Source organism: Microthrixaceae bacterium (assembly GCA_023957975.1).
Classification (GTDB): domain Bacteria; phylum Actinomycetota; class Acidimicrobiia; order Acidimicrobiales; family Microtrichaceae; genus JAMLGM01.
Genome location: JAMLGM010000005.1, coordinates 97,582 through 121,281, shown reverse-complemented (window position 1 = coordinate 121,281; position 23,700 = coordinate 97,582). Strand labels below are relative to the sequence as shown.

Genomic DNA, 23,700 nt, shown 5'->3' with positions numbered 1-23,700 from the left:
GGCGAGCGGTCTGCCCGGTCAGGTCTCGATGGGCCGATAGGCGAAGCGCTTCTTGAACCGGAGCCACGGCTCCTCCCAGAGCACCCAGGTAATCCGGGCGATGAGGAGCGACGCCCCGAGGGTCACCCCGAAACTGACGGCACTTCCGACGAGTTGACCGATGGGTCCGAGCCGGTCGCCGAGTTTCGACATCGTCGACTGCATGGTGTGGGCGATCGGGAAGTGGAACAGATACATGGCGTAGCTGTACTTGCCGAGCACCAGGTTGAACGGCCAATTCGTCGCCCGTTCAACCCGCGGCCCGAGTTGGCCCTGTGCCGCCCGAACGACGTACAGGAGAAAGACCAACGCGAGCAGCGTGAGCCCCGGCCCGTACGCGAAGTTCGGAAACACGTCCGACACGGTCCAGATGGGCATGAGCCCGATCAGCAGGATCGGGGCCATGACGATCGGGCGGGCCACCCAACCGAGAATCGTGCCGATGAACTCCCGGGCCTTGGGGTCGCGCAGGTACAGCGCACCACACGCTCCGATGAGCAGGGTGTCGAGCCGGTTGAACGTGTATTCGCGGGCGCCGTAGGTGTTGATCACCCCGCCCCACAGCAGGGCGGTTCGCAAGGTCATCGAGCCGAGGATCCCGATGCAGAACCATCGCAGCCGTGATGGTGCGGGAACGAAATACATCACGACGGGCCAGAACAGGTAGAACTGCTCCTCGACGGCGAGGGACCACAGGTGGCCGAGGCCCGGAAGCTGGTGTGGGCCGCGGCCGAGCACGAAGTTCTGTAGGTAGACCCACACGGTCCACAGTCCGTCCGGTCCGTTCTGGAGCTCGAAGAACTCCTCGGGCACCGTGACGAACGACGGTAGGTGATTCACGATCACTGGTGCTACGAAGAGCATGAGCACCAAAAACAGGTAGTACAGCGGGAAGATCCGTACCGCGCGACGCGCGATGAAATTGCGGAAATACCGCGGGTGATCCCGGGTTTCGATGAGGATCCCGGTGATCAGGAAGCCCGACAACACGAAGAACAGGTCGACCCCGCGCTCGCCGAACACGGCCCAGGACAGCCGGCTGTCGAAACTGTGAAACACGAGGGTCAACAAGATGGCGACGCCTCGGACCCCGTCGAGTGAGGTGATTCGGGGGAGCGCAGCGCCGTCGTCGTGAACTTGCGCCGTATTCGAAACGACCACCGATGCATCCTCTCATTCGTCGGTCGTGCTCCCGACTTCGTTCGGCGAAGTGTAGAGGACCCGTGCTCGATCCCGGTGTTGGCGAGGATCGCTGCCCCTGGTGGGCTGCGGCGTACTACGGTGCGGGGTACCGGCGTGTCGGCGCCGGCTCGGCCAGTGCCAACGCGACGACCCGTCGGCGAGCACCGGGGCCCCGCATATTGGTGTGAGTTCCAAAGGACGAGCCATGGATCCGACCGATTCGCTCGACGATATTTTGCGTCCTCAGCGATTTTCTGAACGCGTCCGCGCCCGTTGGGCCACGCCGTCGGCCGACCGCGCCCCCTCAGCGTCGGTTCGGCTTGTCGCCGTCGCGGTCGCCGTGGTGGTGGGGGTTGCGACCGTCGTGGCGATCGTGGCGCGTCCGCCGCAATCGGTGGGGGTCGCCACATTGCCTCAAGCCTCCGTGCCCGATGTCGGTGGCGAACGGGCGCCGTCGGACGCGTCCTCGGTCGCGGTTGGTGAGGGTGCTGGTGGCGCGGGTGCTGGTGGCGCAGCTGGAGCGGAGGCTGGCATCGCTGGGCAAGGCGCTGCGGGGGCGGGCGAGTGGGTGGTGCATGTCGCCGGTGCGGTGCTCGAGCCGGGCCTCGTCACGTTGTCGCCCGGTTCGCGGGTCGGTGACGCCATCGCTGCCGCGGGCGGACCGGCCGCCGTCGCCGACCTCGACGCCATCAATCTGGCGGAAGTCCTGGCGGACGGGGTGCGGGTTCGAGTGCCAGCGGTCGGTGAGACTCCACCGGCGAACGCCTCGGCCCTCGACGGGAGCGGCGCTGCCCGAAATGGCGCCGGCTCGGCCTCCGGGGGCGACGGTGGCCTCATCAACATCAACACCGCCTCCGTCGAGGAGCTCCAGCAACTGCCGGGGGTCGGACCGAGCACGGCGGAGGCGATCGTGGCCCATCGCGACAAGCACGGCCCGTTCTCCTCCCCCGATGCGCTCGACGACGTCCGGGGAATCGGCCCGGCGAAGCTCTCGGCGCTGCTCGACCTCGTCGCGACGTGAGCGAGCGTCAGCTCTTCGTCGCGGCCGCGGCGGTGGTTCTCGGCGCACGGTACGCCGTTGCCGTGCCGTTCGCGGTGGTGATGATGGCCGTCGTGGGGGCCTGCGTCGCCTCGGCTTCGCGGCCGCGAAGCGACGCCGGGGTGCGATTCGTCGCCGCCGTGGCGATTGCGGCGTTCGCCATCAGCGCAAGCTTTCTGGCCGCCCGAGCGGAGGCCGGCGTGTCGATCATCGACACCTCCCATGAGGTGTCGGGGGTCGCGACGTTGGTCTCCGACCCCCAGCAGCGGTTCGGTTCCAGCGTCGTGGAGATGCGCCTCGACGCTCGCCGGTATCGCGCGATCATCCCGGGCGAACTGGCACCCACGATCGCCGATGCCCGGATGGGACAACGCGTCCGCGTCCGAGGCACCGCTGCTGCGATCGACGGGCCGACCGGGTGGCTCAAGAGCCGGCACTTCGCCGGTCAACTCCACCTTCGCACGTTGGAGCGGGTCGATTCCGGGTGGTGGCTGTGGCGTTCGGCCAATGGGCTCCAGGCGTTGGTTGCCGCCGGGCAGCGTCCGTTGGCAGCCGACGAGCGAGCCTTGTTTCTCGGCGTGGTCTTCGGTGACGACCGGGGGCAGACGGCGGTGCAGCAGTATCGGTTTCGGACCGCCGGCACGGCTCACCTGATGGCGGTGTCGGGGCAGAACGTGGTGCTGTTGGTGGCGCTGGCGATGCCGCTGCTCGAACGCCTGGCGCGGCACGCTCGGTTCGTGTCGGTGCTGGCGCTGATCGGCTGGTTCGCGGTGCTCACCCGTGCGGAACCGTCGGTGCTGCGGGCAACGGTCATGGTGGGTCTCGGAGCGTTGGTGAGCTGGCAGGGGCGCTACGCGAGCGGGCTTCGGGTGTTGTGCGTCGCCGTGATCGCGTTGGTGCTGGCCGACCCGCTGCTGGTCTGGTCGCTCGGGTTTCGGCTCTCGGTGGGGGCCAGTCTCGCGTTGCTCACGTTGTCGCGGCCGCTCATCGAGGTACTGGTGGGTCCTCGTTGGTTCGCTTCGGCGCTCGGGGTTTCGTTGGCGGCGCAGGCCGGCACCGCCCCGATGATCGTGTCGACCTTCGGGCCGGTCGGTCTGCTGAGCCCGCTGGTGAATCTGGTGGCGGTCCCGTTGGGTGGTGCGCTGATGGTCTGGGGATCGGTCAGCGGGCCGATCGCCGGTCTGTTGGGTCGTCCCGTCGATACGCTCGCCGCCATCGTGTCGCGGGGGTTGATCTGGGGGCTCGAGGCGAGTGCGGCCATCGGCGCCTGGTCGAGGCTGCCGAAGCTCGGGGTGATCGGGACACTCGCCATGTCCGCGTTGTGCGTGTGGCCCTGGTTACGAACCCTCCATGTGCGGCTGTCGACGGCGCGTCTGGTTGCCTGGTGGCTCGTCGCGGTGGTGATCGTCGACCTTGTCGTCGGTGAGGTCCGTGCCCCGCAACCGCAGATTCGCTCCGCGGTCGGATCCGCGACCTTGTGGAGTGTGGGGCGCACGAACGTCATGGTGTTCGACGGGCCGGTTCGCGACGGCGCCGCGCTCGATCTCCTCGCCGGCATGCGCCGCCCGGTCCTCGAGGCCGTCATCGTCGTCGGCGGCGGCAAGGTCTCTGCGGGGGCGGTGTGGGCGCTTCGGCAGGTGACGACCGTGGGCGTGGTGTTCGCGCAGGACCCGGACACGGTCCGTGATTCGTTGGCGCTGCCTCCGGACGGGTTCGTCATCGGTGGCAGAACCGTGGTGTTGAGCGATGACGGAACGCTCGGATTCGCCCCCGATCCCGGCGGCTAACGTTGCATCGATGACGGTGCCATCACAGGAACAGCGCTTGGGGGTGGCCGTCGCCGAGGTGGTCGTGGCCCGACTCGACGGCGATCGCGGTGCAGCGGTGGCCGCGGCCGACCGATTGAGTCAGCGGTCGCTGGCCCGGGTCGAGGTGACCTACGACGCCCTGGTCGCCGCACGGCGCTCGGCCGATGATGCTGGAGCCGATGATGCCGGAGCCGTCGGCCGATGAGCGAACCGATCATCGTGTTGAAGGGCTCCGACGCGGTGCTCCTCGGCGAGGCGGCGCAGGCGACGCTCAAGGCACTCGTCGGCGATCGCGACGCCGACGAGGTGGTCGACCTGTTCAGCGGTGACGACTATGACGTCGCCGATGCGGTGATGGCCGCCACGGCGGTATCGATGTTCGGCGATCGCGTCATCGTCATGCGCCACGCCAGCCGGTTCAACGTCGAGGCGCTCGGCCCGCTCGTCGCCTATGCGTCCGATCCCAACCCGACCTCGCAACTGCTGGTCGTGTGGGACAAGCCGTTGGCGTCGGGGGCGCACGCCCATTCGGTTCCGAAGAAGCTGAGCGATGCGGTCAAGGCGTGTGGGGGGCGCGTCGTCGACACGGGGGTCGCGCAAACCGCCAAGGGCCGCCAGAGTTGGCTCGACGAGCGGATGGCGGCGGCGTCGGTGAGCCTGACCCCGGCCGCGAAGCAGGTGGTGATCGAACGGCTCGGCGAGGACGTGTCGCGGCTCGGAGCGCTCCTGCGGCTTCTCGAGTCGACCTTCCCCGACGGGGCGAAACTCGAACCCCGCGACGTCGAGCCGTTTGTCGGTGAAGCGGGATCGGTTCCACCGTGGGAACTCACCGATGCCATCGACTCGGGCGATGTCGGTGGTGCGGTGAACAAGGTGAGGCGCATGATGCACGCAGGCCAGCGCCACCCGCTACAACTCATGGCATCGCTTCAGGCGCATTTCCAGCGCATGCTCAAGCTCGACGGTGCGGCCGTGCGAAGTGAGAAAGATGCAGCCGACCTGCTCGGGATGAAGGGCTCGACCTTCCCGGCCAAGAAAGCAATGAACCAGGCTCGCAGCCTGGGAAGTGCACGCGTCAGCCGCGCTATCGTCTTGCTCGCCAGCGCAGATGTCGATCTACGCGGCCGTAGCGCACTCACCCCGGAGGCGACGATGGAAGTGCTGGTCGCCCGCCTGGCGCAGCTGTCTCGAGGTTCGGGTACCGCGCGCGGTCGCCGTTAACCCGCCCGTCTCAACCGGTTTTGTAGGTACTTCCTGCGGCTCCAGCAACAGAAAGTACCTACAAAACGCTGGTTGAGGGTCGCTGGTCGGAGATCAGCCCTCGGCGGCCTGAAGCACGGCGATGCGCTTGACCAGGCGGGACTTCTTGCGGGCCGCAGCGTTCTTGTGAATGACGCCCTTGGTGGCGGCGCGATCGATCGTGGAGATCGCGGTGCGCAGCGTTGCCTCGGTCTCTTCCGCACCGGCAGCGGCAGCGGCCTCGGCGTTCTTGACGCGGGTCTTCAGATTGGAGCGGACGGCCTTGTTGCGCAGGCGGGCCTTCTCGTTTTGCTTGTTGCGCTTGATCTGGCTCTTGATGTTGGCCACGGTGAACCTTGCAGTCTCGGGAATGAACGAACGTCGGGTGTGCGCGCGAGAGCGGCTGCACAGGACTGAAAGAGCATATCGGCCAACGCTAGGGCTCGTCACGTTGGCGTGCGGCCCGGCCGCAGGTTCTTGGTAGCTTCGAAGGACCGCCCGCTGGAGGGCGGTTCGTGAAAGTACCGCTGTGACCGACCTCTCCCGAATCCGCAACCTCTCGATCATCGCCCACATCGATCATGGGAAATCCACCCTCGCCGACCGGATTCTGGAGATCTGCGGTGCCGTCGATCCACGCGACATGCGTGCGCAGTACCTCGACTCGATGGACCTCGAACGCGAGCGTGGCATCACCATCAAGCTGCAATCGGTCAAGCTCGATTACGACGACCACGTCATCCACCTGATCGACACCCCCGGCCACGTCGATTTCGGCTATGAGGTGTCGCGATCGCTTGCGGCGTGCGAGGGCGTGATCCTGGTGGTCGACGCGTCGCAGGGCATCGAGGCGCAGACCCTCGCCAACTGTTACCTGGCGCTCGAGAACGATCTCGAGATCGTGGCCTGCCTCAACAAGATCGACCTTCCCGCTGCCGATCCCGACCGGTACGCAAGCGAGCTCGAACAGACCCTCGGCATCCCGGCGGACGAGATTCTGCGCATCTCCGCGAAGACGGGGGAGGGGGTGGCGGAGCTGCTCGACGCGGTGATCGAACGGATTCCGGCGCCGGTCGGCAATCCCGACGAGCCGCTGCAGGCGCTGATCTTCGACAGTCACTTCGACACCTACCGGGGCGTGGTCAGCTCGGTGCGGGTCGTGAACGGGTTTCTCCGCACCGGGACGCGGCTGAAATTCATGCAGTCCGGTTCGACCCACGAAGCGATCGAGGTCGGAGGCCGAAGACCCGAAAACACGCCGGTGCCGGCGCTCGGGCCGGGCGAGGTCGGCTATCTCATCGCCGGCATCAAGGACGTCGGCGAGGCGCGTTCGGGTGAGACGATCACCGAGTTCTCGCGCCCGGCGCTCGAGCCGCTGCCGGGATACATGGAGCCCAAACCGATGGTGTTCTGCGGGCTTTATCCGGTCGACGGTGACGCGTTCGACGACCTGCGCGACGCGCTTGAGAAGCTGCGTCTCAACGACAGCTCGTTCTCCTATGAGCCCGAGGTGTCGGGTGCGCTCGGTTTCGGGTTCCGGGTCGGCTACCTCGGGCTGTTGCACATGGAGATCGTGCGAGAGCGCCTCGAGCGCGAGTTCGGCCTCAACCTGATCGCCACCGCACCGTCGGTCGAATACCGGATCGTCATGAACACCGGCGACGAGGTCGTGGTCGACAACCCGTCGGATCTGCCCAGCCCGGGCGAGTTCCGCGAGATCGCCGAGCCGATCTTCGCGTGTTCCATCCTCACACCCACCGACTATGTCGGCACGTTGATGGACCTGTGCCAGAAGCGCCGTGGGGTGATGAAGAAGATGGAGTACATCAGCCCTGAACGAGTCGAGTTGCAGTACTCGATCCCGCTCGCGGAGGTGGTCATCGACTTTTTCGATCAGCTCAAGAGCCGCACCCAGGGCTACGCCTCGCTCGACTACGAACCTGCGGGGTATCAGGCCGGACAACTCGTTCGTGTCGACATCTTGTTGAACGGCGAACAGGTCGACGCGTTCTGTCAGATCGTGCACAAGGACAAGGCGTACGACTACGGCAAGAAGATGTGCGAGAAGCTGAAGGAGATCATTCCCCGCCAGCAATTCGACGTACCGATCCAGGCCGCGATCGGCGGACGGTTCATCTCGCGTCAGACGGTCAAGGCCTACCGCAAGGACGTGACCGCCAAGCTGTACGGCGGCGACATCAGCCGCAAGAAGAAGGTGTTGGCCAAGCAGAAGGAAGGCAAGAAGCGGATGAAGAACATCGGGCGGGTCGAGTTGCCCTCCGATGCGTTCATCACCGCGTTGAGACTCGATGACTGAGCATCTCATTGGCACTCGCGTAGACTGAGTGCCAATCATGCTCGACGATCGCAAGTCCGCCATCCTCCGAGCCGTCGTCCAGACCTACATCGAGACCGCCCAGCCGGTGGGCTCGGGCCATGTGGTCGAGGCGGCGGCCATCGGAGTGTCTGCCGCCACCGTGCGCAGCGAGATGACGGTGCTCGAACGCGAGGGCTACCTGGTTCAGCCACACACCAGCGCCGGGCGCATTCCCACCGAGAAGGGCTACCGGTTTTTCGTCGACGAGATGGGTCCCGCCCGACTCGGACCCGAACAAACCCGAACCGTCAGCGGGTTCTTCGCCCACGTGCACGGCGAGCTCGAGGCCATGTTGCAGTCGACCTCACGACTGCTGAGTCGGCTGACCTCGACCACGGCGATGGTGATCGGCGAGGTCGCCGAGACCCGCAAGGTGCGCTCGGTGCAACTCGTCGCCCTCAGCGAGCGGTCGTATCTGACCCTGGTGGTGTTGTCCGCCGGCACGGTGCTCAAACACCTCGTCGAGCGATCGACTCCGGTGACCGCCGACGACTTGGACGAGGTGGGCCGTCTGCTCGGCCGGGCATTGCTCGACCGGCCCGTCACCGACGTGTCGACTCTGGATCTCGCCGTCCCCGAGTCGCTCGCCGCACTGGCGGCCGAGGCCAGCGAGGCGATTCGCCTGGCGGCCACCGAGTCGGGCCGAACCCTGCACATCGACGGAGCGTCGAACATCGCCGCAGCCTTCGACGCGTCCGACACGCTGCGAGAAGTGCTGTCGCTGCTCGATCAGCAAATGTCGGTCGTGACCTTGATCCGCGACGTGCTGGATCGCGGTCTGACGGTGGCGATCGGCTCCGAAACCGGGGTCGCTCCGTTGGCGGAGTGCTCGCTGGTGGTGGCCCCGTTCCAGGTCGGCGGCGAGAACGCCGGGGCCATCGGCGTGCTCGGCCCGACGCGCATGAACTACCAGGAGACGCTGGCCGCCGTGGCGGTCGTCAGCAACCGACTCGGTCACCTGCTGACCGAAGGGGAGTAACGAGACACCCGTGAGTGCAGATCATTACGAGACCCTTGGCGTGGCGCGCACGGCCACGGCCGAGGAGATCAAGAAGGCCTATCGACGCCTCGCTCGGGAGCATCACCCCGACGCGAACCAGGGCGACGTTGCGGCCGAAGCCCGCTTCAAGGAGATCGCGCTCGCATACGAGGTGCTGAGCGATCCCGACAAACGCGCCCACTACGACCGGTTCGGCGACAGCGCGATGGGTGGAATGGGCGGTCCTGGCGGCGATCCGTTCGGAGGCGTCGGGGACATCTTCGACGCGTTCTTCGGCGGAGGCTCACCGTTTGGCGGCGGACGTTCCCGAGGGCCGTCGGGGCCGCCGCGCGGACCCGAAGTCGAGGCGGTGATGACCCTCGACTTCGTCGACGCCGTGTTCGGCGGCGCTCACGAGCTGACGGTTCGCACGGCGGTACGTTGTGGCGACTGCGATGGTTCGGGTGCCGCGGAGGGCTCCTCGCCGACGACGTGTCCCGACTGCTCCGGAACCGGGGTGGTGCGTGGCGTGCGCAACACGATCCTCGGTCAGATCATCTCGGAAAACGTCTGTACGCGCTGCGGTGGGATGGGCGAGACGATCGACAACCCGTGTGGCACCTGCGGTGGGGACGGACGCACGGTGTCAGATGAGACCTACACCGTCGACATCCCGGAGGGTGTCGACAACGGGACGACACTTCGACTCAACGGCCGCGGAGCGGTGGGACCCCGCGGTGGACCCGCGGGAGACCTGTACGTACGGGTCCGGGTCACCCCCCACGAACGGTTCCAGCGCGAAGGCTCCAGCCTGCTGGAGGACCTGCACGTGACCATGACCCAGGCGGCGCTCGGGCATCACCTGGACTACGAGACCCTCGATGGGGTGGAGAGCCTGGTCGTTCCGCCCGGAACCCAGAGCGGCAAGGTCTTTCGGCTGAGGGGTCGCGGCGTTCCCCGTCTCGGCGAGCGCGGCCGCGGCGACCTGTTGGTGACCGTGCAGGTCGACACCCCGACCGAACTCTCCGACGCCGAGGTGTCGTTGCTCGAGCAGTTGGCCGAGCTTCGCGGCGAAGAGGTCAGGCGGCCCGAAGGCGGGTTGTTCTCGCGCATCAAGAGCGCGTTCAAGTAGCGGGAGATGGACGCTCAGGGTCCTGGTTCCCAGCAGGGCACGACCGCATCGGCCGGCACCTCTGCGGCGTCTCCGACCCATCGCGACGGGCCGATGCTGTTCGTCGAGTCCATCGACCATCCCGTGTGCGACCCGGATGATTACCACCACGTCTCGCGCGTGTTGCGGGTGCCCGACGGGTCCCCGATCGTGGTGTGCGACGGTGCCGGACGTTGGCGGCGCGCCACATTCGGTCCCGAGCCAACGGGCGCCGGGGTGGTGTATCGATCGCCGCGTCGGTCACCGGCGATCGCCGTGGCATTCGCCCTGATCAAAGGGGACCGTCCCGAACTGATCGTGCAGAAGCTCACCGAGTTGGGGGTGGATCTGATCCTCCCGCTCGACTGCGACCACGGGGTCGTCAAATGGAAGGGGGAGCGGGCGGCGAAGCAGATCCGGCGATTCGAGCGCATCGCCCGAGAGGCCGCGATGCAGTGTCGTCGCACCCACCTTCCCGAGATCGCGGCGGTGCGAAGCTTCGACGACCTGTTGCGCGACTACCCGGGCACGATTCGCTGCGACTCCGGCGGCGTCGTCGCCTCCGCGGCCTGGCAGCAGGCGGCCGGATCGACGCCGGTGGTGGTGGCGGTCGGCCCGGAGGGCGGGTGGTCGGAGCGTGAACGTTCGTTGGGGGCGACGGTCATGGGACTCGGCGACCACATCCTGCGGGCCGAGACGGCGGCGATCACCGCCGGCGCCCTGTTGGCGGCGCTGCGCTCCTCGGCGCTCTGAGCGAGGGTTTGGCCACGCTGCGTGTTGTCGCAGCGTGCGCGATGCCCTAAGTTTCCGGGTTTCGAACGTCTTGACGGTGATCGCCGGCGATCCAGGGTGACGTCGATGTCGCAAAGGTGATGCGAGGTCCAGCGCCTCGTGGGAACGGGGCAGAACGTGGGCTACGAGGACGACGAGGACGACGAGGTCCGTTTGGAGTTCGGCCGCGAGGTCGGAGCGCGCTTGCGTGCGATCCGCAAGCAGAAGCGCCTCTCGCTGCAGGAGGTCGAGGCGTCGACCGGTGCGGAGTTCAAGGCATCGGTGCTCGGTGCGTACGAACGCGGCGAGCGTGCGATCTCGGTGCCGCGCCTGTTTCGACTCGCCCGCTACTACGGGGTACCGGTCGATCAGCTGCTTCCCCGCGAGGACTCGACCGGCTACAGCGCCGAGGACGAGTCTCGTGACGAGGCCACTCGAAGCGGTCAGGAATCTCGTTCGACACAGCTCGACCTGCGCCGTCTCGAGGGGATCGACTCGGCCGAGGGGGAGACGCTGCGGCGATATGTGAGCATGATCCAGGTGCAGCGCGACGACTTCAACGGCAGGGTCTTGACGATTCGCCGTGACGATCTACGGGCGATCGCCGCGATTCTCGGGGTCGGACAGGATCAGGCCGCACAGCGGCTCGATGCCCTCGGCCTGACCTTCGAGGGGTGAGCGGCCCAGCGGGGAGCTGGCGCTGGTGGTCGATCGTTTCTGAATCCGGAACCGCGACGATGCCCATCTCAGCAGTGGACGTTCCAACGCGACGTGGAGGACGTGTGACAACCCCATCGTCACCGCGAACGTGACCGCTGCGACGAGCACCGTGTGTGGCAGCCTCACCGAGGTATCGCCGGCGCCGATCACGAGGACCTCGCCGAGCGCGAGGTTGACGGCGACCAACACCGGTACGTGCAGGAGGTAGAACGGGTAGCTGCGGTCGCCCGACCACATCCAGAATGGACGTTTCAACGCACGGTGCAGCCGAGTTGGTTCGGGACGAAGCACGTTCTCGATGACCAGGACCCCGGCCACACTCGTTGCGGTCAGGCTGAACGGCGTTGCGTAGCCGGAGTCCGGCCGGTACGAGGCGAGTGCCATTGCGATGACGAGGTTGAGCGGGACCGTTGCGATGAGCAGCTTTCGTGGGATTCGGCTCCACGGCACGCTCGTGCCGGAGATCTGGCACGCGCCCATGCACATCCCCAGGAACAGGGAGTCGGAATGGAACCACGGTTGGCGATACATCGCGTCGTGGGGAGTGCCGAGCACCGCGGCCCCCAGGCGAAATGCCATGATCGCAAGCGCCAACCCGAAGGCGACGTGAACAACTCGCCGGCGAGCGAGAATCACGACGATCGGGGCGAGGAGGTAGAACTGCAGTTCCAGCGAGACCGTCCAGAAATGCGACAGTGAGAACTCCGCGGCGGTGGAGCCGGCGTCCAACACGATGTTGTTTGCAAAGGTGGCGTAGGGGGCCCACAACGTTCGGTACCCGTCCGCGAGCTCCTTCCACTCGCCGTCGACTCCGAACGCACGCACCGCGAGCGGGAACACGATGACGACGACGGCGAGTACCAGCCAGTACAGCGGAACGATTCGGAGCACTCGGCGAGACATGTAGTGCTTCAGTGCCTCGGGGGAGGTGCCGTCGGTGAGGAGGATCTGGCCAATGAAGAGCCCCGACAGCACGAAGAACCAGTCGAGTGCTGCGAACCCGGGGGCGGCGAGCCCGGCGATCGCGGTGTCGAGGCTTGAACGTGGCTCAAGCACGTATCCGAACGCATGGTGCAAGAAAATGACGAATGCGGCCATGCCTCGAACGCCGGTGAGCGCCGGGTTGCGTATGCGCCCGGAAACAACCGTCTGTATCGCCATCTGGTTCCTGTCGCTCCGGCACGTCCCCCGTGGTGGTCTCGTTGAGGGTAGCGGGTGGCGTGAACCCGTCGATACTCAATCGCCTTCAGGGTGTCTGGAACACGTCGGCGGCTGAAGGGACGCGGAGGACTTGGCCGACGTGGAGGAGGTCGGGGTTGTCGGGGTCGACGAGGTTGGAACGGTTGGCGTCGACGAGGTGGCTCCAGTAGCGGCCGATGTCGGCGTCGGTTGCCGGGCCGCCGAGGTGATCGGTCACGATCTGAGCACTGATTCCCCAGAGGTGATCGCCGCGGGCCACGGTCCAGCGGCCGTCGTCGTCGATGACGTCGGCGGCGTTGGCGGCGGCGGAGTTGTCGGCGTCGGCGTCCGGAGCCGCTTGTGCCGGCGTGGAATCGACCTGAGAGGTGGGTGCGGCGGTGGTGGGCGCGGCAGTCGTTGGGGTCGCGGTCGTTGGGGTCGCGGTGGTAGGAGCGGCGGTGGTCGGTTCGGCGGCGGCCACCGGCGCAACCCGAGCGGGCGCGCTCGACGCCACCGACGACGTGGGTGGTGTGGCGATCGGACCGCTGATGGCACTCGCGACCGTCCCAACCCCGACCAGCACCAGCATGGCCGTGCGCACCCTTGGTGAGGCGAGCCGTGCCGCGGCCGCGGCGACCTCGGCGCGACCGGTGAGCACCGCGATCGCCGTCGCAGCGCTCAGCACGATGCCGTAGATCGCGGCGAGGACTCCGGCGACGCGGCCAGCGGTGAGCACCAGCGTGATCGGGTCGATCGCCCCGGTGAGCGGGTCGGCCGCGGGCCACTGAAGCGGGCCGCCCAGCCATCGCAGTCCGAGGATCACGGCGACGAACCCGGCGAGGGTGCCGACGCTGAGCGTGAGTGCCCTGATTCGCGATGGAACGGCCGCCGCGGGCGTGGAGAGGCGGCGGCCGGCCGTCGAGTTGGCGGTCGTCGGAGTTTGGCCGGATGTTCGACCACTCGAAGTGTGAGACAAGGCGCTCTGTTGAGCGGCATCGGTCAGCCGTTGCGATGCGTCGAGCAGCGCGGCGGAGCCGTCGCGTTGAATCCGTTGGATCGTCGAACGAAGGGCGCGCCGTGCTGCTCGCTCCGCTCGATCCGCAGCGGGGGGAAGCGACCCCGCGAGCGACTCCAGAACCGCTGCCGCATTGCGGGCGTCGTCATCGATCGCTCCGAGCCGACCGTCGCTGCGTCGGGCGTTGCCCAGCGAACACAACACGACGGTGCCGGCACCCATGATGGCGTGATCGGCGCTCACCGAGCCATGCGACCAGCCGTGGCGATGCAGTTCCGTCAACGAGATGAGGAGTGCGGCGCCGACTTTCGACACGGTCGCTGCTCGATCGGGCACGAGCTGCGCCAGCGTCGTGCGTCCGGCGAACGCGGTGACCAGCGCGGCAGGGTTGGAGGAATCATCGAGTTGCTGGACCTGGGTGGGGTCGGCGAGCGAAACGACCGCGGGAATCTGCAGTTGCGAGAGGACGTCGAGTTCGTGTTCGAGGCGCCGTTGTGCGTCCGGCTCCGAGGCGCTCTTGCGGACGAGCAGGACTCCGTCGCGACGTTCGTAGGTGATGGCGGTGCAGGGTTCGAGGTCGTGAACCTCGCTGAGTCGCAGGCGCCGCGACATTCGGCGCATCGCACGATCGGGAAACTGCGAATCCTCGTCCGCGAGTCCCAGGACAGCGCCGTTTGCCGCGTCTGCCTCGTCGCTGACCTCCAGCGAGACCAGGCGGGGCGGGGTCGTGGTGGGGTGCAGGTCGAGGTCGTGTGATGAATGATCGATGGTCATGGTTGACGATCCAGGTGTCCGATGGCCGAAACGGTGATGAGGTCCCCACTTGAGCCGCCAACGGCGGGGGACAAGAGCCGGTCGAGTTGAACGGTGATGGTGACCGTGACGCTGCGAGCGATGCCGTCGACCGAGATGGTCGGTTGACCGATCACTTCGCCAGGAAGGTGTGCGAGCTGAAGTGACGCAGCGGCGACCGAGGCCGCCCGGGCCTCGTCGAGCACGAGGGTTCCGTCGGTGGTGAATCGCTCGACGTCGATCATCGCGGCTGCGTCGTCGGCGGCGGTGCCGGCAGCGCGAAGGGCAGCGCGGCGTGCGAAGTGCATCGCCGACATGTCGACGGCGATGGCGCCGAGGACCATCACCACGAGCACCGCGACCGGAAACAGCAACAGGGTGGTGCCGCGTTCGGAGTGGTGGGCTGCGGGGTTTCGATCGCTCATTGGTCACACACCGTCGGGGGCAGTCCGGGGTGCTCGTCGACCGCACCCCGATAGGGCTGGACCAACTCCGATTGGGTGCTGGAGATGGTGTGGGAGCCGATCGTTCCGACAAACGGCAGCCGAACCGAGTCGATGGTGACCTCGATCCGAACGGTCGCCGGTCGGCAGGGGCCGAAGGGTTCCGGCGGTGCGGAGACTTCGATGTCGGTCCACCGCTCGCCGATCGATCGTCGGAGTGCTTCGGTGCCGGCATCGAGCGCCCCGTCGCGGTCGACTGCGCCGGTGTAGGCACGCAGATAGTCGCGAGCCGCGGCGTCGAGTGTGACGTGGGCATCGACGACCGCCCAGAGGTTGACCATCAGCATGGTTCCGGCGACGAACACCAGAATGCCGAACGGGACGGTTTCGACCCCGCCCGCATAGCCGCGCTCGTCGCTTCGCGGCAGGATTCGCCGGAGTAGCGAGGTCTGCGGTGTTCGCCGGGTTCGTTGGGGTGCTCGTTGGGGTGCTCGTGTCATCGCTCCACCAGTTCGCGTTGCACGGTGGCGGTGCGCTCGAGGTGATGGAGCCCCAACGCCGCCGCGACCGGTTCGGGCAACAGGCTGAGCGACGGGCCCGACACGGTGACGACGACGGGATCGTCGATCGAAGATGCCGCGACACGGATCTCGGCGTGTTCGCCCCACGAACCGAGTGCCTCGCGCGCCCGTCGAATCGCCTCGGTCTCGACCGCGGCCAGGTGTTCGGCATCGGTGCCGGAGGTGGCCACGTCGGTCGCCGCGTCGTGGGCGACCGCGTCGAGGGTGCTGAGGGTCCACAGGTTCAACAACACATGGCTCGCGAAGGTCAACAACACGAGGAACACGCCGACCCCGAAACACGTACTCAACGTCCCCGACCCGCGATCGTCGCCGGTCGTGTTCAGTCGCCGAGCGAGCGCACCTGCTGTTCCGTCGTGTCGACGGCGTCGGTGAAAATCCGGTTGAACCCGGCCCACATTCCGACACCGAGGAAGGCAACGATCAAGACAGCTATAGCGGTGGAGATAACACCCTCGCCCCGTTCGCTTCGACGGTGACGCTTGGTCGGGGTGGGTTGTTCGTTGGTCATGGTGGTTCTCCCTCCAGGAGTGGTGCGTGGCACCGGTTGTTGTTGCGGTCATCGCCCGGTCAGCTTTCCCATGGCGTCGATGAACGGGACGGCCATGAAGATCACTCCGGGAACGAGGGTCGCCACGGTGACGGGCACCCAGACCTGCTGGGACCGCCGCTCGATGAGTTCGACCTGTTGACGTTGAACCTCGCGGCGAACCGACCGCGCCTCGGCGGAGATCAGCGCGCCGAGATCGCTTGCCTCCCAATTGAGCGCCAGGACGCCGACGAGGCGCTCGACGGCGGCGAGATCGGTGTAGGCGGCCCACTCGCGAAGTGCGTCGATCTCGGGGATGCCCTGGCGGATACGGGCGCTGACCTTGGCGAGTTCGGCGGCGCTGCGGCCACGGCCGCGACGCCCGAGGCGATTGATGGCCGCCCCGATCGAGTAGCCCGCCGACAACAACATGCCGAGTTGTTCGATGACGACCGGAAGCTCGAGGGTGATCGCCTCCTGCCAGCGCTGCGACGCGGTGGTGACCCGCTGTTCCAGGATGAGAAAGGTCAGGACCGGCGCACACACCGTCGCGGCGATCGCGAAGGACGGACCCATCGATGCCATCGCACCGATACCGGCGGCGGCCACCATCGACGCCAGCGCGTAGGTGGCCTGCTTGAGCCGGAACTCGGTGACCTCGAGGTGGACTTCGGCGCGTTGCAGACGAACCGACAGGTCGTCGTTGACCCCGAGCAGGGTCGAGACCCGGTTTCCGAACGTGGTGACGAGCGGGCCGATGACGTCGCGAAGCGATGCCGCGTTGAGCCATCCTCGTCGATGCTGTTCACCGGTTCCCGGCGGAGCGTAGGGACGCAGCCGCTCGACAATTGGCGGCGTGCGGAACCAACGCATCTCGCTGAGCATCAACGAAAGCCCGACCGCGAACGGCAATGCCAGGAGTGGGTACCAGGCCGGCATCAGTCGAAGACCCGGTCGGTGTCGGGCAATTTGAGCATCGCGCCGGACCACACCCAGCACAGCGCCACCAGCGAGAGTCCGAGGGCGACCATGATCTGTCCCGAAGCGGACTGATACGAGGCACGTCCGTCACCGAGCGACATCCCGGCGACCGCCATCCCGATCGGTACCGCGATGACGAAGCGCCTGGCGAAGCGGACACCGGCCTGCTTGGCTCGGGCGTCCTTGCGGCCGAGGTTGTCGACCCGACGGTCCTCTGCGAGTTCCGCGAGCCGTCGGTCGAGGTCGCCGCCGCCGATCTGGTGAGCGACGAGCAGGGTCTCACAGGTTGCATCGGCGGTGGGGTCGGCGAGACGTTCCTTCAATACCGCGACGGTGCGTTCGAAATCGGTGGTGATGACCCATTCGCGGTGGGCGGCATCGAAGGCGGAGCGCAGTTCCTCGGGGCCGCGACGTCCGACCTCGAGGAGCGCCTGTGGGATCGATCGCCCCGCGGCCCCGGTCAAGACGCGGATCTCCTCGATCAGCTGCGGCCACGCATCGTTGGCGGTGGCACGACGATTCGCCCGTCGCACGCGGTAGGAGGCGACGGGGGACGAGCCGACGAACGCTCCGACAGCGAGGGGAGCCAGGACCCCGCCGAACAACAGGAACCCGCTCACGGCTCCGACTGCAGCGAGTGCGACGGTCACCGCGACGAACTCGCGCGGTTCGACGTCTTCGATGCCCGCCTGTCGCATCCACTGCCGAAGTCGCTCGGTCAGGGTCGGGCCGAGTCGCCCGCTCGAGGGGGTAAGACGCAGGCCGCTCCAGCGAAACGCGTAGGCGGTGTAGAGGAGATAGGCGCCGTAGCCGGCAGTCGCCGCCAGTGCCCAGATCACGACCCCAACTCCTCGGTGATGCAGAGCCCGGCCCGCTCGAAGAGCTCAGCGAGTCGCGACGGAATCGCCCCGGTCGGCTCGAGACGGTCCTTCAGCGTCCGCCGGGTGTAGATCTCGGTGGTGGTGAACTGTGCGGACTCGACCCCGGCGACGAGGTCCTCGACGGCGACGACGCCGGTGACCCGTGGACCCTGCGGGCCGCGCTCGCAGTGAACGACCACGTCAATCGCTTCGGAGACCAGCGTGTTGAGCGCCGAGATCGGAAGTTGTGAGGCGGAATCGGCGAGTTGGCAGATGAAGCGGAGCCTGGTCAGCGCCTGTCTGGCCGATCCGGCGTGAATCGTGGTGTATCCCTTCACCCCGCTCGACAGTGTGAGCAGAAGCGGGAGCGCTTCTTTGTCTCGAACTTCGCCGACGATGGCGATGTCGGGGGCCATGCGCAGGAACCCAGCGACGAGCTTCCGCAGGTCGATCTCGGGGCGGTCTGCCCGTGCGGCGCGGGTCTGCAGTGAGGCCAGGTTCGCGACGGGAACGTCGGTTTCGAAGACCTCCTCGGCCATGACCACGCGCAGCGTGGGGTCGAGTTCGGCTGCACAGCACGACAACATGGTCGTCTTGCCCGACCCGGGTGCGCCGGCGAACACGATCGACGCCTTGGCGTGAACGCACGCCCGCAGGAAGCGTGCGACCTCGGGGGTGAGCATGTCGCGGTCGACGAGTTCATCGAGGCTGCGGAACGCGACGCCGGTGAACTTGCGGATGTTGACCACGAGGTGGCCGCCTCGGGCGAGGTCGCCATGCACGATGTGGAGCCGTGCGCCGGTGTCGAGTTGAGCGTCCTGGAGGCCTTCGGTGGGGTCGAGCTTGCGGTGGCTGGTGGAGGCGTCGTCGAGGATCTTGGTGAGGGTGCGTACGACGTGGTCGTCGTCCTCGAAGGACTCGTCGTGGTACCCGCTCGTGCCGGTGTGGCGCTTGACGAAGATCTCCGACGGCGAGTTGATCATGATCTCCCAGACGTCGTCGTCATCGAGGAGCGTGGTGAGCGGCCCGTAGGCGGCGATGTTGCGGTAGGCGCGTTCGGCGATGGTGGCGGGGTCGGTGAGGGCGAAGGGACGCAGGCCGCGCTTGTGGTCGTCTTGCCAGCGAGCGACCTCGTCGTCGATGAGGGCCCGCAGCGCGCGGTCGCCGTCGGGGCCGTCGAGTTCGAGGGCGACGGTCTTGGCGCGGTCCTGCACGGACCGTTCGATGAGGAGCACCGGTGAGGTGAGCGTCGTTCGCGACGAGGTCATGGGGGCAATGTGAACGAAGCGAGCCTCTTTGGGTTTTAATCAGGTGACTTTGCTCACCTGACTGGGTGAAATCACCTGTTAAGGCGCACGAGAACCGCACCCGGGATTCGAGTGATTCAAGGGGTTATCCGGTTGGCCGCGCGGGCGGGTGCGGCGCCTGGGGCGCTCACGCCGTTCTCGCGTCGAGCCGCGCTCCGAGGGGATCGGTCAGACGGCGTCGAACATCTTCACGGAGTAGCTGTAGCTCGTCGATGTCCAGCCGGTGATACCGCTGACCGTCACGGTGAAGGTGCGGTCGCCCTGACCGTTGCCGTAGGTGAGGCCATTCATCTGCCACACCACCGTGTTTTGGCCGTACCCGTTCGTGACGGCGTGCTTCGTGATCGAGTAGTTCGTGCCGAGGTTGTCGGTGACGGTGATGGTGGCGGAGCTGAAGTTGGCGTTCGGGATCGACAACGACCACCGGCCCTGCGGCTCGAGTTCGACCGGGAAGAACCCGTCGGCGGGCCATGCGACGACAGCGGGCGTCGACGGCAACGCTTGGGTTGTGCCGAACACCCACAGGGCGTTGGCGTTGCCGGTCGTGCCCGAACCCATCGTCACTCGCGTCGGGTCGAGGATCCAGCGGCGGTGACCCGCTGCGGTGTTGTTCGTCCCCGGGTCGGCGATGTAGAGGCGGATGGCTTCGGGGCCATTTGTTGTGCCGAGCGCGATGTTGGAGCTGCCAGCGGCCGCGGCGCCATCCGCGCTGTAACAGGTCCACGTCGAGGGCGGGGTGTGGCTGAGCGAGTTGTTGGCCTGCATCATGAGTGCGGCCTGCTGGGCCTTTGTCGAGTAGGTGCTGTTGAAGGTCACCGGAGTCAGGCCGACAAACTCGCGGAAGAAGTTGACCGTCGCGAGGGTCGCCGTCTGATGTGCTGTCGTGGTGGTTCCGGCGTTGCAGGTTGCGACGTTGCCCGTCCAGCCGCTGGGTGCCGCGAGCGCCGGCAACAATCGGTTGACGTACGCGCTCTGCACCGAGGCCCGGTCTTGGCGATTGATCGTCCCCGTCGACGGAATCGTGGTGGTCGTCGTTGAGCTCGTGGTCGAGGTGGTGGTCGTGGACGTTGTCGAGGTGGCCGTGGCGGTCGAGGTTGTCGTCACCGTGGAACCGCTGCCGCTATCGGGGGTGCACCCGATAGCGAAAAGCGCAAGGCTGGCCGTGACCGCAAGGTTCCGGAATCGCATGCTTCCCCCTCATAGGGTCGGACTCCTTGGATGCTAGCGGCGGCATCGGATTTTGCGGGCGGTGCCCACACACGGTCGACGAGGAGACCCCGATGGACGGTGGGTAGGGTGGGCAGCCGTGAACCCGCTCGTGTTCGTGCTCTGCGCGCTCGCCTTGTCCGCGCTCGGCGGTCTGGTCGGCTCGCTGGTGGGGCTCGGCGGGGGCATCGTCGTGGTGCCCGGGCTGACCCTGCTGTTGGGAGTCGACATCAAGGTCGCCATCGCGGCGTCGATGATCGCGGTGATCGCCACCTCATCTGGCTCCGCGGTGGCCTACACCCGCGACCGAATGAGCAATCTGCGGGTGGCGATGTTTCTGGAAGTGTCGACGGTGTGTGGCGGTATCTGCGGTGCGCTGCTCGTGGGGATCGCCAACCCGTCGCTGCTCAACGGCTTCTTCGCCGCCGTGTTGTTGATCGCGGCCGCGACGATGATGCGGCGACGCCACGACGCCTCTGCAGGACCGCCGAGCGCGCTCGCGGATCGCCTCGAACTGCACGGCAGCTACCCCGACGCCCGCACCGGACGCGAGCACCCCTACCGGGTGAGTCGGCCCGCGGTCGGGTTCGCCATCATGTACTTCGCGGGGGTCGCATCGGGCATGTTGGGTATCGGCGGCGGGGTGTTCAAGGTGCCGGCGATGGATCTGGCGATGCGCCTGCCGATCAAAGTGTCGACCGCGACCTCGAACCTCATGATCGGGGTCACCGGCACCGCGGCCGCGCTGATCTACCTGTTGCGCGGCGACGTCAATCCGGTCGTCGCAGCGCCGGTGGCGATCGGGGTGCTCGGCGGCGCGAACCTTGGAGCCCGGCTCATGCCCCGGGTGCACGACGGCGTGTTACGGAGGCTCTTCGTCGTGGTGATGGTGCTGACCGCAGTGCAGATGGCGGCCAAGATATGAGCGGCCAAGATATGAGCGCCGATCGCTCGCTGGAAGCAGCCGACGACGGCGCACCCAGCGATTCCAGCGATCCAGGCGACGCCTCCGGCGGGCTCGAAGTGGTCATTTCCAAGGTGCTTCGCCTCGGCGTGGTGGCCTCGCTGACGGTGATGACGATCGGGGTGGTGGTCGGCTTCGTCGACGGGTCGTTGTCCGGCGATCGTGGCGCGCTCGACCGACTGATCGACCCGAACCTCGCAGCATCGCATCGACTCGATGCCGCCTGGGAGTCGCTCAGAAGTGGGGGCGCGGTCGGCATCATGACGCTGGGGCTGTGCCTGTTGGTGGCCACGCCGCTCGTGCGCGTCGTGGTCTCGCTGGTCGGTTTCGCCCGGATGGGCGATCGGATCTACCTCGTGCTGACGAGTGCGGTCGTCGCGTTGTTGGCGCTGTCGTGTGCCCTCGGGGTTACCGGCTGAGCGGTCTTCGCCGAGTCGTCAGATCCCGGTGGGTCTACGGTGCGGGATGTCCGTGCGGTCGCGGTGCCCATGCAGAGCGCGGCGCGCACCGCACCCACGAGTGGCGAGCACACGGCTTGTGGCAGCGGCGATCCGTTGGCGTGGATGGCCTCGAGGTGGCGGTGGGCCGGGACGAAGACGGGGGACAGGTCGCCGGGCAGCCCGCCGAGGGTCGACAGGGTTCTGGTGCATTCGGCGCGTTGGCGCGGCGATCGCGGGGCGCGGGTCACCACCGGAAGGATGCGGCTCGCGCAAACTCCGTGATCGGCCAGGTCGCGCAGCAGATGCAGGAACTCGTGCACGCTCTTGAGCGAGGTATCGGTGGTGATCACGATCAGCGAGGCGTCGCGAACCACGAGCCTGCTCGCGGCGTTGCGTTCCTCGACATCGACCGAACCGGTCTCGGCTTCGCCGTCGAGTTCAGCGTCGAGGTCGGCCACGACGTGGTCGAAATTCGATCGCAGTGACTCGATGGACGCTTCGACCGCCTTGGGTCGAAGCGCGGTCCAATCTCTGGTGCGGCGTAACCCCAGCAGCAACGCATAGCCGCGGTCGTCGACATCGAAGAGGTGCTCGGCGACTTCGCTCGGTGTTGGCGAGGCATTGCGATGGGACTCGACGAGTTCCTGGAACCCGGGCACGACGTCTTTCGCGTCGTGGTACATGGCGAGGTGCCCGCGGCGCACGAGGTCGGCCAACACGACCGATCCCAGTCGGCCCTCCGAGGCGTTCGCCGTCTGGCGGGCGAGGCCCTGAGCCAGTGCCATCGCGGTGGTCGAAGTGCCCGACCCGGCCGAGCCGATGACGGCGATCAGTGAACCCGGAGACGAAGCGTCTTGGTCGCGGTCGTCGAGCGACTCGCTGTCGACGACGACCGCGGGGGCGGAACTGATCGGCTCGGCCACGTTCGACAGGGTGTCGATCAATGTGGCTTCGTCGAATCGGTCCGGCAGTACCGCCGCTGCGCCGAGGCGTGCCCAGTCGGTTTCGTGGCCGAGCTCCGATGCCGCCCCGACCACGATGGAGGCCACCCCCAAGGTGCGTGCCTCGTCGATGAGATCGCGATCGAATCCTGCAACTCCGGCCTCGACCAGAATTGCCGAGACCCCGCGTGCATCATGAAGCCGAGCCCGAAGCTCTGCGGTGCTGACGCACTTGATGAAGTCGATCGGCAGCACCCCGGCGTTCGCCCACGAGGCGACCTCGCCGAACCACGGGGAGCGAACCCGCGCGAGTCCGACGACGGCGTACCGTTCGACCCTCATCGTGCGGACTCCGGGTCGGCCGGGTGGGGTGAGCCTTTGACCACCGTCAGCCCGACGGTGCTTTCTGCGGTCACGATGCGAAGCGCGGCCGCCTCATCGGAGACCGCAACCGTGAAGCCGACACTCGCCGAATTTCCGATCGACTCGCCGGTGGTTCCGCGGACCGCGGTGATCCGGGCATTGCGCTCGAGCACCTCGGCGTCGCTGCCGGAACTGCCGAGGGCATAGATGTCGATCCGGTCGCCGACCGACAGGTTCCCTCCGAGGGCCCGAGCGGCATCGAGGGTGAGGCCGATCGCTCGTCCGGTGTTGGCATCGGTGCCGAGCGGTTCGCTGATCGCGCTCGCCAGAACCAGGTCGCCTCGTTCGAGCGTGATGAGCGCCTCCTGGCCGATGACGTCGTCGGGGTTGGTGAAGGAGCGTCGGGCGGTGGCGTCGTTGAGGTCCGCCGGGGCGTAGGCGAGGTCCTCGGCGCTGATGATGGTGCCGGCGGCGACGGATCGTCCGACGACGATCCACTCCGTCGTGGCGGTCGTGGTGGCATCGCGATAGGCGGCGACCACCCCGAGCACCGCCACGGTGACCATGAGGGCGCCGGCCAATGCCCGCCCCGACGGCAAACCGGCGCTTCGGCGTAGCCGTCGGGTGATCGACACCGGGTCGTCGAGGGGTTCGCCCGCAGGTGTCCGGCCCGATTCGGCGCGGGAGCGACCCGGCGTCTTCGAGCGTGGGTTGAGAATCGTTGAAGCCATGTCGACCCTTCGCACCCCGACTCCGGCGGTCGGGTAGCGACATCGAACGCGACGAGATGCGGTC

25 protein-coding genes are annotated in these 23,700 nt (G+C 67.2%); 11 read left to right on the top strand and 14 right to left on the bottom strand.

Annotated features, from left to right (window positions below; all coding sequences use genetic code 11):
* Window positions 1-18: 18 nt before the first annotated feature.
* Entirely contained in the window at window positions 19-1,200 is a 1,182-nt protein-coding gene (locus M9952_09290; protein MCO5313109.1) for an acyltransferase, read from the bottom strand.
* Between the two features lie 226 nt (window positions 1,201-1,426).
* Here M9952_09290 and M9952_09285 point away from each other — a divergent pair, with 226 nt between their 5' ends.
* From M9952_09285 to holA, 4 genes are read left to right on the top strand one after another with little or no spacing between them, the layout of a single operon-like run.
* A complete protein-coding gene (locus M9952_09285; protein ID MCO5313108.1) occupies window positions 1,427-2,242 on the top strand; it encodes a helix-hairpin-helix domain-containing protein in 816 nt (271 codons plus the stop codon).
* Window positions 2,239-4,047 (top strand): ComEC/Rec2 family competence protein, encoded by a 1,809-nt coding sequence (locus M9952_09280; protein ID MCO5313107.1) that lies wholly within the window; start codon window positions 2,239-2,241, stop codon window positions 4,045-4,047. The genes M9952_09285 and M9952_09280 overlap by 4 nt, the downstream gene beginning before the upstream one ends.
* A 10-nt stretch (window positions 4,048-4,057) precedes the next feature.
* Window positions 4,058-4,273, top strand: a complete 216-nt coding sequence (locus M9952_09275; GenBank protein MCO5313106.1) for a hypothetical protein — start codon at window positions 4,058-4,060, stop codon at window positions 4,271-4,273.
* Window positions 4,270-5,289 carry a DNA polymerase III subunit delta gene (gene holA / locus M9952_09270; protein MCO5313105.1) on the top strand — a complete coding sequence of 340 codons (1,020 nt, stop codon included), beginning with the start codon at window positions 4,270-4,272 and terminating at the stop codon, window positions 5,287-5,289. Before M9952_09275 ends, holA begins: the two co-directional genes overlap by 4 nt.
* A gap of 93 nt (window positions 5,290-5,382) precedes the next feature.
* Here the strand turns inward: holA and rpsT are convergent, their stop codons facing one another.
* A complete protein-coding gene (rpsT, locus tag M9952_09265) occupies window positions 5,383-5,655 on the bottom strand; it encodes a 30S ribosomal protein S20 (protein ID MCO5313104.1) in 273 nt (90 codons plus the stop codon).
* 181 nt (window positions 5,656-5,836) lie between these two features.
* Here rpsT and lepA point away from each other — a divergent pair, with 181 nt between their 5' ends.
* The 5 genes from lepA (at window position 5,837) to M9952_09240 (ending at window position 11,262) form a co-directional block, all read left to right on the top strand.
* The gene (lepA, locus tag M9952_09260; protein MCO5313103.1) at window positions 5,837-7,624 is read left to right on the top strand and encodes a translation elongation factor 4; all 1,788 of its coding nucleotides are present in this window, start codon (window positions 5,837-5,839) and stop codon (window positions 7,622-7,624) included.
* Window positions 7,625-7,661: 37 nt separating this feature from the next.
* Entirely contained in the window at window positions 7,662-8,663 is a 1,002-nt protein-coding gene (gene hrcA / locus M9952_09255) for a heat-inducible transcriptional repressor HrcA (GenBank protein MCO5313102.1), read from the top strand.
* 10 nt (window positions 8,664-8,673) lie between these two features.
* A complete protein-coding gene (gene dnaJ, locus M9952_09250) occupies window positions 8,674-9,795 on the top strand; it encodes a molecular chaperone DnaJ (GenBank protein MCO5313101.1) in 1,122 nt (373 codons plus the stop codon).
* Window positions 9,796-9,801: 6 nt separating this feature from the next.
* On the top strand, window positions 9,802-10,566 hold the full coding sequence (locus M9952_09245) for a 16S rRNA (uracil(1498)-N(3))-methyltransferase (GenBank protein MCO5313100.1): 765 nt from the start codon (window positions 9,802-9,804) through the stop codon (window positions 10,564-10,566).
* Window positions 10,567-10,704: 138 nt separating this feature from the next.
* A complete protein-coding gene (locus M9952_09240) occupies window positions 10,705-11,262 on the top strand; it encodes a transcriptional regulator (protein MCO5313099.1) in 558 nt (185 codons plus the stop codon).
* Here M9952_09240 and M9952_09235 read toward each other — a convergent pair.
* The 10 genes from M9952_09235 to M9952_09190 all read right to left on the bottom strand — a co-directional run bounded on the left by M9952_09235 (window position 11,176) and on the right by M9952_09190 (window position 20,179).
* A complete protein-coding gene (locus tag M9952_09235) occupies window positions 11,176-12,465 on the bottom strand; it encodes an acyltransferase (GenBank protein ID MCO5313098.1) in 1,290 nt (429 codons plus the stop codon). The two genes, M9952_09240 and M9952_09235, sit on opposite strands and share 87 nt — an antisense overlap.
* Window positions 12,466-12,550: 85 nt before the next feature.
* Window positions 12,551-14,272, bottom strand: a complete 1,722-nt coding sequence (locus M9952_09230; protein MCO5313097.1) for a LysM peptidoglycan-binding domain-containing protein — start codon at window positions 14,270-14,272, stop codon at window positions 12,551-12,553.
* Complete coding sequence (locus tag M9952_09225) at window positions 14,269-14,715, bottom strand: hypothetical protein (GenBank protein ID MCO5313096.1); 447 nt, start codon at window positions 14,713-14,715, stop codon at window positions 14,269-14,271. The genes M9952_09230 and M9952_09225 overlap by 4 nt, the downstream gene beginning before the upstream one ends.
* Window positions 14,712-15,233, bottom strand: coding sequence for a hypothetical protein (locus M9952_09220; GenBank protein ID MCO5313095.1), 522 nt, complete (start codon window positions 15,231-15,233; stop codon window positions 14,712-14,714). The genes M9952_09225 and M9952_09220 overlap by 4 nt, the downstream gene beginning before the upstream one ends.
* Window positions 15,230-15,604 (bottom strand): hypothetical protein, encoded by a 375-nt coding sequence (locus tag M9952_09215; protein ID MCO5313094.1) that lies wholly within the window; start codon window positions 15,602-15,604, stop codon window positions 15,230-15,232. Before M9952_09215 ends, M9952_09220 begins: the two co-directional genes overlap by 4 nt.
* Window positions 15,605-15,636: 32 nt before the next feature.
* The gene (locus M9952_09210) at window positions 15,637-15,825 is read right to left on the bottom strand and encodes a DUF1461 domain-containing protein (protein MCO5313093.1); all 189 of its coding nucleotides are present in this window, start codon (window positions 15,823-15,825) and stop codon (window positions 15,637-15,639) included.
* A gap of 48 nt (window positions 15,826-15,873) precedes the next feature.
* The gene (locus M9952_09205; GenBank protein ID MCO5313092.1) at window positions 15,874-16,782 is read right to left on the bottom strand and encodes a type II secretion system F family protein; all 909 of its coding nucleotides are present in this window, start codon (window positions 16,780-16,782) and stop codon (window positions 15,874-15,876) included.
* Window positions 16,782-17,663 (bottom strand): hypothetical protein, encoded by an 882-nt coding sequence (locus M9952_09200; protein ID MCO5313091.1) that lies wholly within the window; start codon window positions 17,661-17,663, stop codon window positions 16,782-16,784. Before M9952_09200 ends, M9952_09205 begins: the two co-directional genes overlap by 1 nt.
* Window positions 17,660-18,952 (bottom strand): Flp pilus assembly complex ATPase component TadA, encoded by a 1,293-nt coding sequence (gene tadA, locus M9952_09195; protein ID MCO5313090.1) that lies wholly within the window; start codon window positions 18,950-18,952, stop codon window positions 17,660-17,662. The genes M9952_09200 and tadA overlap by 4 nt, the downstream gene beginning before the upstream one ends.
* Window positions 18,953-19,159: 207 nt before the next feature.
* Complete coding sequence (locus M9952_09190) at window positions 19,160-20,179, bottom strand: CAP domain-containing protein (protein MCO5313089.1); 1,020 nt, start codon at window positions 20,177-20,179, stop codon at window positions 19,160-19,162.
* Window positions 20,180-20,297: 118 nt separating this feature from the next.
* On the opposite strand from M9952_09190, the gene M9952_09185 reads away from it, so the two are divergent.
* Together M9952_09185 and M9952_09180 are read left to right on the top strand one after the other, a co-directional pair.
* Entirely contained in the window at window positions 20,298-21,122 is an 825-nt protein-coding gene (locus tag M9952_09185; protein MCO5313088.1) for a sulfite exporter TauE/SafE family protein, read from the top strand.
* Window positions 21,119-21,580, top strand: a complete 462-nt coding sequence (locus tag M9952_09180; GenBank protein MCO5313087.1) for a DUF1634 domain-containing protein — start codon at window positions 21,119-21,121, stop codon at window positions 21,578-21,580. Before M9952_09185 ends, M9952_09180 begins: the two co-directional genes overlap by 4 nt.
* Here M9952_09180 and M9952_09175 read toward each other — a convergent pair.
* Window positions 21,511-22,884, bottom strand: coding sequence for a hypothetical protein (locus M9952_09175; GenBank protein MCO5313086.1), 1,374 nt, complete (start codon window positions 22,882-22,884; stop codon window positions 21,511-21,513). The two genes, M9952_09180 and M9952_09175, sit on opposite strands and share 70 nt — an antisense overlap.
* Window positions 22,881-23,636, bottom strand: a complete 756-nt coding sequence (locus M9952_09170; GenBank protein MCO5313085.1) for an SAF domain-containing protein — start codon at window positions 23,634-23,636, stop codon at window positions 22,881-22,883. Before M9952_09170 ends, M9952_09175 begins: the two co-directional genes overlap by 4 nt.
* Window positions 23,637-23,700: the final 64 nt, after the last annotated feature.